10 protein-coding genes are annotated in these 14579 nt (G+C 29.9%); 6 read left to right on the forward strand and 4 right to left on the reverse strand.

Annotated elements, in window-relative coordinates; genetic code table 11:
• The first annotated feature begins 191 nt into the window (after nucleotides 1–191).
• From mutS to NOVO_00195, 3 genes are all read left to right on the forward strand, one after another.
• Nucleotides 192–2798, forward strand: coding sequence for a DNA mismatch repair protein mutS (gene mutS, locus NOVO_00185; GenBank protein ID AIL64449.1), 2607 nt, complete (start codon nucleotides 192–194; stop codon nucleotides 2796–2798).
• Between the two features lie 325 nt (nucleotides 2799–3123).
• Nucleotides 3124–3567, forward strand: coding sequence for a hypothetical protein (locus NOVO_00190; GenBank protein AIL64450.1), 444 nt, complete (start codon nucleotides 3124–3126; stop codon nucleotides 3565–3567).
• 110 nt (nucleotides 3568–3677) lie between these two features.
• Nucleotides 3678–4292 (forward strand): hypothetical protein, encoded by a 615-nt coding sequence (locus NOVO_00195; protein ID AIL64451.1) that lies wholly within the window; start codon nucleotides 3678–3680, stop codon nucleotides 4290–4292.
• A 25-nt stretch (nucleotides 4293–4317) separates the two neighbouring features.
• Here NOVO_00195 and bsdB read toward each other — a convergent pair whose 3' ends face one another.
• The 3 genes from bsdB to pgpA form a co-directional block, all read right to left on the reverse strand.
• Entirely contained in the window at nucleotides 4318–4896 is a 579-nt protein-coding gene (gene bsdB / locus NOVO_00200) for a Phenolic acid decarboxylase subunit B (protein ID AIL64452.1), read from the reverse strand.
• Nucleotides 4896–6359: a UDP-N-acetylmuramate--L-alanine ligase gene (gene murC, locus NOVO_00205; GenBank protein ID AIL64453.1), complete on the reverse strand. Its 1464-nt coding sequence runs from the start codon at nucleotides 6357–6359 to the stop codon at nucleotides 4896–4898. The genes bsdB and murC overlap by 1 nt, the downstream gene beginning before the upstream one ends.
• Before the next feature lie 123 nt (nucleotides 6360–6482).
• A complete protein-coding gene (gene pgpA, locus NOVO_00210) occupies nucleotides 6483–7070 on the reverse strand; it encodes a Phosphatidylglycerophosphatase A (GenBank protein AIL64454.1) in 588 nt (195 codons plus the stop codon).
• A gap of 313 nt (nucleotides 7071–7383) precedes the next feature.
• Between pgpA and NOVO_00215 the strand changes: the two genes are divergently transcribed.
• Both NOVO_00215 and bioA read left to right on the forward strand, forming a co-directional pair.
• A complete protein-coding gene (locus NOVO_00215; protein AIL64455.1) occupies nucleotides 7384–7665 on the forward strand; it encodes a hypothetical protein in 282 nt (93 codons plus the stop codon).
• A gap of 164 nt (nucleotides 7666–7829) precedes the next feature.
• Nucleotides 7830–9080 carry an Adenosylmethionine-8-amino-7-oxononanoate aminotransferase gene (gene bioA / locus NOVO_00220; GenBank protein ID AIL64456.1) on the forward strand — a complete coding sequence of 417 codons (1251 nt, stop codon included), beginning with the start codon at nucleotides 7830–7832 and terminating at the stop codon, nucleotides 9078–9080.
• A 599-nt stretch (nucleotides 9081–9679) separates the two neighbouring features.
• Here the strand turns inward: bioA and NOVO_00225 are convergent.
• Nucleotides 9680–10387 carry a hypothetical protein gene (locus tag NOVO_00225; GenBank protein ID AIL64457.1) on the reverse strand — a complete coding sequence of 236 codons (708 nt, stop codon included), beginning with the start codon at nucleotides 10385–10387 and terminating at the stop codon, nucleotides 9680–9682.
• A gap of 105 nt (nucleotides 10388–10492) precedes the next feature.
• Here NOVO_00225 and NOVO_00230 point away from each other — a divergent pair, with 105 nt between their 5' ends.
• Nucleotides 10493–14479, forward strand: a complete 3987-nt coding sequence (locus tag NOVO_00230; GenBank protein ID AIL64458.1) for a hypothetical protein — start codon at nucleotides 10493–10495, stop codon at nucleotides 14477–14479.
• Nucleotides 14480–14579: the final 100 nt, after the last annotated feature.

Genomic DNA, 14579 nt, shown 5'->3' on the forward strand with positions numbered 1-14579 from the left:
AATAAAAAAAATATTAATGTAATAATATTGAGCGTATTTTCTCTGGATAGTTGCAAGTACTATTAGACTTTTTTCTTTACATAAATTTGGGACGATGATAGGGTGTATAGTCTATTTTTATACCAACACTATAGTAATATTCTGGACAAATTAACTGATATCTATTTTTAATGTTAAAAATGTAAGACTATATGAAAACATCTGCTGTTACTCCTATGATGCAACAATATATGAGTATTAAAGAAGCTCATCAAGATTGTTTATTATTTTATCGTATGGGTGATTTTTATGAATTGTTTTTTGATGACGCAATCACTGCTGCCTCTGTGCTTGATATAGCTCTTACTAAAAGAGGTAAACATGAGGATTATGATATTCCTATGTGCGGTGTACCTTTTCATGCTTGTGATTTCTATTTACATAAACTAATTAAAGCAGGATTTAAAGTTGCTATATGTGAACAGCTGGAAACACCAGAACAAGCTAAAAAAAGGGGTTATAAAGCAATAGTTAAACGGGAAGTTATACGTATTATAACACCAGGAACTATACTCGAAGAAAATCTTTTAGATAGCACAATATCTAATTATTTAGCATCTTTAACAAAAATTGATAATCAATTAGCGCTTGCTTGGATCGATATCTCTACTGGCGAATTTAGTAGCTGTGTAACTAATTTAGAGAGCTTGCATTCTGATCTTGCTAGAATTAATCCAAAGGAATTATTAATTTCTGAAAAATTTATGTCTATTCCTGAAATTAAACTTATTTTACAGGAATGGAAGGTAGTTATAACCTCATATGTTCAAAGTTTTTTTGAATATTCTAAATGTGAATTAAAATTAAAGAATTTTTATAATATACTGACTTTAGATAGCTTTAATTATCTATCATCTGCAGAAATATCTGCTTGTGGAGCTATAGTTGAATATATTACTATTACGCAAAAATCTAACGTTCCTAAATTATCAATTCCGAAGAAATTATCATCTGAGCAATTTATGGTAATTGATGCAGCTACCAGGCGTAATTTAGAACTGACGATCACTTTATCAGGACAAAAAAATGGTAGCGTAATTGATGTAATAGATAAAACTAAGACAACTATAGGTAGTCGTTTGCTTTATCAATATTTATCTTTTCCGCTCCGTAATGCAAAGACCATAACTTCTCGTCTGGAAATAGTAGAATTTTTTGTATTTAATGATCTATTATGTAATAACATTCGGGATATTCTTGGAAAAGTAGGTGATATAGAAAGAGCATCATCAAGATTATTATTAAATAGAGGTGGTCCTAGGGATTTAGTTACTATTAGAGAAGGATTAATTCAATCTTTTGCTATTGCAGATTTATTAATTCATTATAAGGAAACGTTACCAGTTTCTTTGCATAGCTTATCTAATGATTTATGTGGTTTTGAAGTTTTAATCAATGAATTACGAGAAGCACTTAATGATGAAGTACCTTATTTAGTGAGGGAAGGTGGTTTTGTCAAAATGGGGTATAATGCAACCATTGATGAATTACAGGAAATGCAATCTACGCGTGAATATTATCTTAATGAGCTAAAAGAAACCTACAGGAGTGAAACTGGTATAGGAAATTTAAAAATAGAACATAATAATATTATAGGATACTATATTGAAGTAAGCCCACAGCAATCAAGCAAAATAACAGCAGAAAAGTTTATTCATAAACAAACTTTAACAACTGGGGTACGCTATATTACGGAAGAATTAAAAGAATTAGAAACAAAATTATTTACAGCGCAAGATCAAGTGCTTCGGCTTGAATTAGAGATTTTTAATGCATTAGTTGAATTAATAGGTAAACATTCTTATAAATTAGCAAGCTTATCGCATGCACTGGCAGTACTTGACATTATGACTTCATTTGCTTATCTGGCTAAAAGTCTTAATTATGTAAGGCCTATTATTGATGAAAGTTATGAATTTAAAGTTATTGCCGGTAGGCATCCAGTTGTTGAAGCAAATTTGAAGAATAATATAGCAGTAAATAATTTTGTGCCCAATAATTGCGACTTAAACGAAAAACAACGTGTATGGTTGTTAACAGGCCCCAATATGGCTGGTAAAAGTACTTTTTTAAGACAAAACGCAATAATTGCTATTTTGGCTCATATAGGTTCATTTGTACCAGCTGAATTTGCGCATATTGGTGTGATAGATAGGATATTTAGTAGAGTAGGGGCTTCTGATGATTTAGCAACTGGTAAATCAACTTTTATGGTTGAAATGGTTGAAACTGCTACTATTCTAAACCAGGCTACGCCTAGATCCTTAGTTATACTAGATGAAATAGGTAGAGGTACCTCTACCTATGACGGATTAGCGATAGCTTGGAGCTGTCTTGAATACATACATAATAAATTTAAATGCCGTACTTTATTTGCTACCCATTATCATGAATTAACAAAATTGGTAGATAGTTTATCCTCGTTAAAATGTTATTCAATGAAAGTAAAAGAATGGCAAGAAAAGATTATTTTTTTGCACGAAGTTATAGAAGGTAATGCGAGTAGATCTTATGGAATATATGTAGCAAAACTAGCTGGAGTACCAAACCTAGTTATTATGCGAGCAGAACAGATACTAAAATTACTTGAAAGTGCAAATGATAATACTAACATAGTTGAATTACATGATAAAATGCCATTATTTATGCAACATAAATCTCCAAACAGCGAACTAGAAAGTTTCTTATCTACTATTGATATCAATGATTTGACCCCTAAAGAAGCATTGGAAATATTATATAAAATGAAAAATATATAATAAAAGAGTATTACCTAAATTATTTTAAACTTGCATTAAAAAAAAATAAGATATATTAGTAACAAAAGAATCATATTATTTTAGGACTGATTTTATGTAGAATATAATTAAAAGAGCATTATTTATATTAGTAATTTTTGCTGTATATATTACTCAAGCTTATACAACATTATATGCTGCTGTACCAATTACTTATGGAATTATTGTTAGCAATGAAGCAGAGGATTTAGAAAGAATATTAAAACAATTATCTTCCAATCTAGAATTAGAAGATAAAATTTTAGTTCAAGTCAATGAAAAGAGCGGCATTGAATCTATTGAAAAAGTGATTGAAAAGTATAGAAATAGAATACCTAATAATAATTTTAAAATGATTTCTTTGAAAAATGTAAAGGATTTACCTAGTATAAAAAATAATTTAATTAATAATGCTGATAAACAAGGTTTTTTATTTTTATTGAATGATAATGAGTATTTAAGTTATGATTTAATGCTAAATTTGAAGTGGTTTATTTCAGAAAATCCCAAAGCTGATTTGATTAAGGTTCCTATAAGAACCTATTCTATGAAAAACATTGATGATAAGTATCAGATTATTTTAGATCCGTTGGGAAAAGAAAAATATCCTAACTATCAAAGTAAAATAATAAACTTAGAAAATTTAGAAATAAAATATAGTGATAAAGGAATGATAGGTTCTTCAACTATTATTGAAATGCCAACTAATGCGCATTTTGATTTAATTACTATAAAAACAGGAATTTTTTAACTTAATTTGGTAGTATATGAAACTTTTTTTTAGGGCTTTTATTTTATTTTTTGTTATACAGCCCTATACTGCCTTTTCCATGCCTATTACTTATGCAATTACTGTAAGTTATGAGTCTGAGTATCTTGATAGATTGGCTTAAACAATTAGTTCCAAATATTGATGATGAAGATAAGATTTTAATACAAATTGATTCTAGTAACACTAATCAAAAAGTAGAGGATGTAATTCGTAAACATAGCATGAAACTTTCTAACTCTCAGTTTGAAAAGATATATTTTAGCTTAGATAAAAATTTTGCTAATTTTAAAAATAATTTGACTCGTTATGCTAAAAAAGATGGGTATATTTTTCAGCTAGATGCAGATGAATATATTAGTTATGATTTAATGCTTAATTTAAAATGGTTTTTAGCAAAAAATCCAAAATACGATTTATTAAAAGTTTTTAGAATCAATGTTTTTTCTGAATTTAACAAAAATGATCCTTCTTTAGATGAATTTGGTAGAAGCGATTATCCCTGCTATCAATGGCGTATATATAAACCTTCTAATCCAAATATAAAATGGGTGAGACCATTACATGAAAAATTAGTTGGAGCAAACACAAAAGGAAGAATGCCAGCAAATGATAAATTTAATCTTATACATCTTAAAACGTATAAAAAACAAGATATTGCAGTAAAATTATATCAGGAAATTGAAAAATTGAATATCAAACAATAACGTGTTAAATGCTTAGTTTATTAATTTATTCTTCTGATTTCCAACGTCTTGGGGAAGGTATATTTAAGTCAAATAGGTCCAAAGCACGTATTATAGAATAATCTACTAACTCTTCTAAAGTTTTAGGATTATTATAAAAAGCAGGCACAGGTGGTACAATTATGGCTCCTAATTGACTTAATTTAAGTAAAGTTTCCAGGTGACCAGAATGTAAAGGCGTTTCTCGTACCATTAATATTAATTTACGCCTTTCTTTTAATATCACATCAGCTGCGCGTGTTAGTAAACTATTAGTTACGCCAGTTGCAATTTCTGAAAAAGTTTTAACAGAACAAGGGACAATAATCATTCCTAAAGTTTTATATGATCCGCTAGCAATAGGTGCAGCAATATCATTATAATTATAGCATTTATCAGCTAAATCCTTTATTTCATTTAAATTAAGGTCAGTTTCATACTGCATAGTTAATTTAGCGGCATTTGAAATAATTAAGTGCGTTTCAATATCTGAAACTTCTTTAAGAATATTTAATAAAGAAATTCCATAAATTATGCCAGAAGCTCCAGTAATACCAACTATAATACGTTTTTTCATTGTTAGCATCAACTGACAGCATTTAAAGCAACGTTATTTTTATATAATAATTCAAGTTCTTTTGGTAGTTCTGCAGCCCAATTTGTTATACTGCCAGCTCCAAGGCAAATAACTAAATCATGTGGATTAGCCTTGGAATAAATTAATTGTGCTAAATTTTTTTCTGAATCTAATATGAGAACTTCTCCAGGATAATCAGATTCCTTAATTGAAGCAGCCAAAGCTTCTTTACTAATGCCAATAATTGGATTCTCTCCAGCAGAATATATATCAGTAATAATTAATGTTTCTGCATAAGTAAAACAATTTACAAACTCTGAAAATAAATCTCTTAATCTACTATAACGATGTGGTTGAAAAACAGCTATAACTTTACCTTGAATTTTATTAGCTATATGTTTAGCGGTTTTTAAGGTAGCAATAATCTCTTTAGGGTGATGCGCATAGTCATCAACAATGGTAATATTATTTACTTCCCCAACTTTAGTAAAACGTCTTTTAACTCCACCAAAATTCCTAAAGCCATTTTTAATAGTGTCTATATTAAATTTAAGTTTTGCTGCTATAGCAATTGCAGCTAATGAATTTATAACATTATGTATACCTGCGACAGGTAAAAATATATCCTTGATAATAGTTTCAGTGCCATAAAATTTAGGTGATAAAATTACATCATATTCAGAACCATTAATCTCATTTCTGACATTAACTGCGCGCACATCCAAATTATTAGATTCCATACCATATGTTAAAATTTTACGGTCTAAGATTTTATCAGCTAACTCAGCAGTTTCGGTATTATCCTTACACAAGACCATAAAGCCATAGAAGGGAATATTTTCAATAAAACTTAAAAAGGCTTGCTTAACAGCCGCAAAAGTGCCATAAAAATCTAAATGCTCTTTATCGATATTGGTAATAACACCTATTGTTGAAGGAATTTTTATAAAAGTTGCATCTGATTCATCAGCCTCTGCGATTAAAAAATCACCTTTCCCGAGATAAGCATTCGTACCATAAGCATTTATAATTCCACCATTAATCACAGTTGGACTAAGATCGGCTGCTTCAAAAATCGCTGCTACTAAAGAAGTAGTTGTAGTTTTACCATGTGCTCCCGCAATAGCAATAGAAATTTTTAATCTCATTAACTCAGCTAACATTTCAGATCTTTTTATTACCGGAATTGATTTATTTCTGGCAGCTATAATTTCAGGGTTAGAGTCAGTAACAGCAGAAGATTTTACTACCACATCTACTTCGTTTATATTCTCTTCAGTATGACCAATAAAAATTTTAATGCCTTTTAAAAATAAGCGCTTAGTATTAGAATTATCAACTAAGTCTGAGCCTTGAACTGTATAGCCAAGATTTTGTAAAATTTCGGCTATACCGCTCATTCCAATACCGCCTATACCTACAAAATGTATAGTGCCCAATTTACCAGTAATTTTTTCCGCTATCAATTTCATAATTATTACTAACCTATTTTTTGTGTAACACGATAAGACTGTTAACAGTCTTATACAATACACTTTAATATAAAATTAATTAATTTTATATTAAAAATGTAATATATTTTATTTATAATTCTATTATATAATTTTTTTATCTATTAATATTAGCAGTAAACCATTAAATGTCATACCAGCCATTACAGCCGCTATAATATCATCCAATATAATTCCAATACCACCTTTTACGTTTTGGTCAAACCATCTTATAGGCCAAGGTTTTATTATATCAAACAATCTGAATAGTATAAATGGACCAATTAAAATGAATGCTACAATATACTGGATCGTTTCAGATGAAGTATAATTATTATTAGGCAAAGCATGTATACTAATTGGCAATGTTATATACAATGTTAAAAGTTGTCCTATAACTTCATCAATTACTACTTCTTTAGGATCTGATTTATTAGTGTATTTAGCATAGAAATGAGCAGAATAAGTGCCAATTATTAATAATATAAACCATCCTATTGCTAAAATAGAAAAAAGAATACCAATAGAAGAAACTCTAGTCCCTAAGGAATATATTATAAATATTTTGCATAATAGTACAAAATAAGCAGCTAAGGATCCAAAAGTACCAGGCATAATGGGTATATTACCTATACCAAAAAACGTTGAAACTAATGAGGCTGGATGCCAAAAACTTATTTTATTATTAGTCAAAGCGAACCCTTTACTTAAAATTCTATCATTTAGTAGCTTTATATGTGATATAACATATGCAAAGTGAATGTACAAGACATAAAGCGTTGTCAAGAATTGAAATTTTAGTTTTATCATTAAGTATAGTTAGGGAAGTTGAGAATCACACTAGGAGTGAGGACCAGAAGCTGACTAAATGCTAGGTAGGGTACGAACGATAACGTGACCATTCCAACTTCGCTGACTATATTACTTAGGTACTTCCATAAGGACTAAATAATATGTTACAATATTTTTAAATTAGTATTATTTTCTTTATATAATGAGGGGATTTATGGAAGTAACAATAGATAATAATATAAATAAATTACATCAGATAGTGACAAAAATTATTGATCAAATAAATGAAGAGCATAATAATTCTAAACCAGTTCAAATAGATAAAAGCTTTATAATATCAATAGAAAAATTGTCCTCTGTAGCAATAAAACTTTCTGCTATCCAGAAAAGAGATAGTGAAAATATCATGCCCCTAGATGAATCTAGTTTAAAAGAAGAAGATTTACTTATAATGCAAAATTATATTAATAGACAATTAAAGCAGGATAAGATGTAGTTGTAAATTTTTTAAAAAGAATAGATAAAAATTGTATTACTAAAGGCTTGTAATATGTCAAAATTTCTATATGGTGTTTTTCGATGATTTTATATAGTTATTAATTTTAAATGTAGAAAACTTACTTAAGATTTTATAAAAATAGATATATTAAGAAATGTGTTATGCAAAAATCTCAGTGGTTTGATGATGGGCTGCAGCATGTTTGGTATCCTTATTGCCAGATGAAAACAGCTTCTATGCCTTCTATAGTTTCTCATGCAGAAGGAGTGTATATTCACTTGGAAAATGGTAAAAAGCTAATAGATGCCATTTCTTCGTGGTGGGTTATGTGTCATGGACATAATCACCCTTATATTAAGCAAGCTATTATAGAGCAAATGGAGCATTTTTCTCATGTTATATTTGCTGGGCTTGCGCATGAACCAGCTTTTAAGCTTGCAAAACGCCTGACTAGTATATTGCCAGAAGGCCTCAAAAAGGTATTTTATTCTGATTCTGGTTCTGTAGCTGTGGAAGTAGCTATGAAAATGGCGGTACAATTTTATTATAATCAAGGTATAAATAAAAATAAAATTTTAAGTTTTGATAATGGATATCATGGTGATACTATGGGCACAATGTCTATATCATCTTCCAATATGTTAACCAATTACACTCCAAAACAATATATAAGATCTATCCCTACTACTGAGCATGATTTGATTTTATTAGAAGAATTTATAGCATCTAAGAAAGATATAGCGGCAGTAATAATTGAGCCTCTTGTTCAATGTGCAGGAGGTATGAAATTTCATTCTCCTCAAGTTTTACGTAATATATATAATATAATCAAGAAGTATAACATTATATTTATAGCCGATGAAGTAGCTACCGGTTTTGGGCGTACTGGACAAATGTTTGCATGTCAGGAAGCTGGTATTACTCCAGACATTATTTGTATAGGTAAAGCTATCACAGGGGGATTTATGCCGCTTGCTGCGACAGTTAGTACGAATGAGGTATTTGAAGCTTTTTATGATAATGATCCAAAAAAATTATTTTACCATGGGCCAACATATATGGCTAATCCCTTAGCTTGTAGTGCTGCTAATGCTTCTCTTGATCTTTTTGAACAGGAGAAATACCCAGATAATGCTATTCTCAATATAGAAAATTGGCTTAAAGAGATATTAGGATCATTTAAAACTCTGCCAAATGTTGTAGATGTTAGGGTAAAGGGGGCAATCGGTGTAATAGAATTTGTACCAAATTTTATTGATGTTGCTATGTTACGGGCATCTTTTATTAAGGCGGGTGTATTAATACGTCCCTTGGAGAATATTATATATATAATGCCTCCTTTTATTATAAAAAAGGAACATTTACAATATATTGTAGATAAAATAGTTGAAATATTATATAAAAATAATTAATACTTAGGTATATGGAACTTAGGTTTTATATCGGAGCGTAGCGCAGCCTGGTAGCGCATCAGACTGGGGGTCGTGGGTTCAAATCCCGCCGTTCCGACCAGTTATATAAGATTAATTTAAGCTGGGTATACTTAGGGTATACTTTTAAGATGAGTATTTTATTAAAAACCCATTAAATTGTTGAATTTTTAATAAAATATTTTTGAAATTGAGTAAAGATTATAACTTAAAGATCGTTATTTCAAATCCAGTTAAGGGTCTGTATCAAAAAGTGGGGCAAAATTGAAGTTGTTAGTTAAGCACATAATTTTATGCAGTTAAATAAGCATTTTGGTAAAATAGTATTATCAAATGTTTAAACTCTGTGATTCATATTTTATACATTTTTTATCTAGATTAAAAACTAGACTTGTATATTCAGGCAGAGTATTTTCATAGTTCACAATAGGGGCATTGTCACCTACATCAAAAAACCCTACCAAAGACAGAATATAATGTACGAAATTGCAGAAGTTTTGGATAGAAGGGCTTAATTTAAGTTTTTTATTATAATTTTAGAAAATTGTTATTGTTAAGAGATATCATCTATTTTAACAATTTTATCTTATTATAGAGTTATTACTAGATTGTCGAGATGATTCCACTAAAGATGGAGATGATGAACGGTTTTTCTTATATTTATCAACAAAATTACCTGAAGAAGATGAGGAGATTGCAGCTTCTTTTTCTAAACCAGCGCACGCTTCTTTAAAATCTTTTTGTAAATAATTTTTAGTATCTTCAGAAATTTTAAAGTTATTTAATTTTTTTTCAATGTTATCTTTTATTTCTTCACCACCTATCTGAATAAAAAACTTAAATATATTAATTCTATTATTTTGATCTTCTTTCTCACTTTTCGATGAGCACTCTTTGGTTAAAAAATTTTCAAGTGCTGCATATTCATCATCTTTTATCATTTTTCTAGTAAGTTCATCTCCAACTTTAGAATAAATGAATTGTAAAGTGCTAAAATCTGAACGTAGGGCTGCCCTTTTAAATAAAGCATAATTCTCTGCGGAAAGAATTTGTTCTTTATTATCATTACCATGTTTTAATATATAATAGTTAGCAATTTTATAATCTTTCTTAGTAAACAAATTATTTAGTTTAGTTACAATTTCACCTGGATAAAAAGATTCTTTCTGACGCTTTGTATTAACATTAAAAGAATTACTAGATTCACCAAAACCAGTAGTTGATTCATCCCACCTAACATGCTTTAAGGGGTTATTATTGGCTTTCTTACCTTGCTCATTAATATCCATACAATTATTACAAATTTGTTACTTTAAAAGTTTAAAATCTTCTATTCAAATATTTGATAATAATATAATATATAAGATATGTAAAGAACTTAACATATTATAAATATGAAAAGATCACGCCCACATTCTCAATCAAAGCAACCATCGCTCAAAAAAATCAAATCACAATCTTATATTACAGCATCAGAGCATTCTGTATTAAATAATTTAGCCAAGCTTCTTGAAATAACTACCTTAGGATGTACGGCTGTATGTTTTCAGAATGATAAAATTTTAATTAGAGATAACGACATTAACTCCAACACTGGAGATACAGAGAAATTACGCATTATTAAAGATGTAATGGATTATTATAAGAAAGCAGCTAATACCGAGGATAAAGAAAGTTTAAAAGAAGAAAGAATGAAGCTTTTCAAAAGAGTGGCTTTAGCAAGAATAAGAGGTGAAAATGCTGGATATCTAGGTAATTTAGATAATGAAGTAATTGATGATATTGCTGAAGATGTATTAAATAATAGAGGAGTTTGGAGAGGTAAAGATTATGACCAAACAATTCGACAACACCCAAGATCCAGCCGTCCTTCTGTAGCCTTAAGCTATGAAATATTAGATAATTTAGCACGTAGTTTTGTAAGAGTAGAGAATTTTATTGAAGAAAATAAAGACCATCCAATAACTGTAGCTTTTAAAAATGACTTTAAAGGAAAAGTTGATACAGGAGAATTTGAAGAAATTACTTATCAGAGCTTTTCTCTAATGCACGACAAAAGCAATCCAGGTTATGCTATTATTTCTCCTGGCCGTAAAATCGATAAAGATAAAGCAGTGCATGCTGAAGTAAAAATGATTGATTATCTAGTATTTACCAGAATATTACAAAATACTAACAAACCAATTTACATAGGCATTTCAAAACTCTGTTGTTCTGATTGTGCCAATATCATTAAAGAATGTAATACTTATAAAGGCCCTATAATTAAAACTATTGAAAATGAAACTGCAATTACTGATAAACAATATCAAGATACAGTCCAAACCCAAGGAGCACATAATCTAAAATTTGCCTGCAAAGCTCCAATTTTTCTATATGATGAAGATAGTTTTCCTCCTATTGCATTTGATAGTTTACAGAGCGGTAACGTTGGATATTACTTATATTATGAAAATAAAACGCTAAAAGATGCTGGATTTCAAGATATTAAAGAGGCACCAAGTTTAGTAGAAAAAGGAAATGAGGTATTTGTATACACTGATTTTAAATTCTGGCATAAGTTACAGAAACAAAAAGGTGTACAAACGTTAGTTAAAAATTTAAATAGTAATAAAGGTGGCACAAACGATAAACATGTTGATCAGTATTATCATTCACCAGGTTGGAGTGAAGACAATAGTCAAGAGGAGTTAGGACGCTCCCCAATGAGAGATATAGATACTGAGTTTTCAGCTATGATGGCTGGCAGAAAAAATGCTTTTAACCAGGCTAATAATCCGCAATATAGGTATCAAAAATCAGATTTGAATGCCATAGGTTCTATGTTGGTAGGTCCACAAAATTTTATAGGTGTAGTTGACAAAAATAATATTAGAGAAGAATTACTTAAATTTGACCTCTCAAAAAAAGATAAAATAATGGGCATTTATCAAGCCACTCCTGATAAATGGATAAGTTTTTGTATTCAACGTGATAAAGATGCTTTTAAGGCTTATTATACCGATCCATCTGGGGAAGCTCCTTTGAAAGATTTTGGTATTACTGTTCAAGAAATTTTTGATACTAATTGCCACAATTCTAGCTATTACAGTTCTTTAGTCAAAGAAGCAGATAACGGTGTATTAGCTTTGGTTAATTTACATGCTCTGAATGATAACCCTGACAAACCTTTTAGGATAACAAAAGATGCTGAACAATATAATCAATTTATACAAGGGATACGCGAGAAAAATGCTGAAATATTTATGGAGGCTACATGTGGCGCTAACTCCAAAGATTTACATATTGTTAAGGCAGCTTGGGAAGGTATTATAGAAAACCCTATTTTAAATAAATTTAAGTTCTTTCTTGAAGAAAAAGTCGAAGAAGGGATGATGCTACAATTTATTTACAACCATGAAAAAGAGTTTAAACTTACAGACGTGCCTGGAATTAAAGGTTTGAGCTTGTTTGATGTGTTCGTAAAAGAAGAAGGTAATAAAATAAATCCTCGTACTTTAGCTATTGTGGAAGAACTATTAACAAAAGAACTATTAGAAAGTAACAAGTTTGAAATACCATTTTCTCCTATCGAAAATAAGGATTTTAAGCCTACTCATAGCCCTGACCTCATGATTGAAGAAGGTTTAACAGCTACAGAAAAAAAATCTATTTCCAAAGAAAAACAACATATCAGTGAAGAAAAACCATTAATGGTAAACGAAGTAGATAGTACTCTTAATTCAGCAGCTACAAGGTTTATTACTCCTGATGAAAAAAAATTAACTCAGTTAGAATATGATAGCTGGTATTCACCTAACACTATAAAAGATTTAAATAACCCAATCACTGATTCTGGTATTATAAAATACGTATTTTTTGATGATTTAAATCCTGTAAAGGGATTTGAAGTGCAATTGGATCATATTCGTATCTTAAATAATATGATTGCAGAAGAAAAAAAAGATTTAAGCGCTATCTCTTTTATCGCCAAAGAGCCAGGTGCTGGCCAAAATCATTTTATTTATGGCTTATTGATTAAGCCAGCTGGAGGAGGAACATCCAAACTTTTAGTAGTTAATCCGACTGGTGAGACTGTACATAAAGATTTTTATGAAACCCTTGCTAAGCTCCAACAAAAAATTGATGTAGAAATTTACGTAACCTCTACTAAACTTCAGCAAGATGCAAAAGGCTTGGTATCTTGTGGTCCTATATGTACCGAATTAATGGAAAATATCTCCAATATGAATCCAGGCCAGCTTGACATTATTTTAAATGCTCAAAATAAGGCCCCTAATGTTACTAAAGAAGGATGTACTTATAAGTCAATTGAAATACCGGCATTACTTTTGCCTAAGTCTTTAAAATCTCTTTTCGGTCAACAACCTGAAGAATATAAGCAATCTATTACCAATATTCGGCGAAACCATTTTGAAAAATTATTATCATTATCAGAACAAGAAATCCAAAATAGAGAAGAAAAATGGGCAAAATTTCAAGACCTTATGTTTAAAGATACTGGCGAGCTTTCGCTAAAGCTAGTTGAACCTATTATAGGTACTTCTAAGAAGAGTCAAACAACTAGCTCTACAAAGGGTACTTCTGATGTTAAATATAATAAAGAATTTAGTAATCTCAATTTAAAATATGCTGAGAAAAGCACAGTATTTGACAAGGAATTTAATCTTCAAGATCATTTACAACAAAACCTTACCATAAAACAACAAGCTAAATTACACGAATTAGCATTATTTGCTAATATTGATGATCAAAATTCTAACACAGGTAAGGTAAAATTTATTGGGCAAGGGCAAGGAAAAGTAGTACTCATCACAGAAGATAATCATCTTAAAGATCATCAAACTAATACTGAAAAAATTATGCAACTTATCAATGAAAATAAAATTGATTTCTCAACTATTATTTATTTAGAACGCAAAGAAGAAGGCCATAATTTAGGTATGGCAGATGTAAGACTTTTAGCCAATATCATCAAATATAATGAAATTCATCAAGACAAAATTCCTATTAACCAAGCTATTTTAGACTCACCCATTTACCAAGATGCCCTTTTACTAAATATTGCTAAAAAACACTCTATTAAAGTGGAAGGCATAGATATGGCTAAGAGTAAAGCAGTTAGCGGAATTAACGAGCAAGATCGAAATAGAGAAGCTTACATGGCCGAAAAAATTGAAAAAGCGGTACAACAAGGTAAAAATGTCATATTTATGGTTGGTAGCGAACATGTGAATAATCTTGAGCACAGATTAAAAGATCGCTCTATTGAAGTTAGTATTAATACAGCCGGAACTGGAAATGAGCCAAAAATAACGCTTGTACAAACTATACCAAACAAAAAATTGGAACAAAATTTAAAATCTGATAAAGGTCGCTAACTATAAACTCATCAGAAAATTAATAGTTTAAGATAGTCTATTATATACTCTTTTTGGTCTGGTAGTGTAAGCATTGCTACGCTTCGTGCCTCGTATTATT

The sequence above is a fragment of the Rickettsiales bacterium Ac37b genome (assembly GCA_000746585.2).
Lineage (GTDB): Bacteria > Pseudomonadota > Alphaproteobacteria > Rickettsiales > Arcanibacteraceae > Ac37b.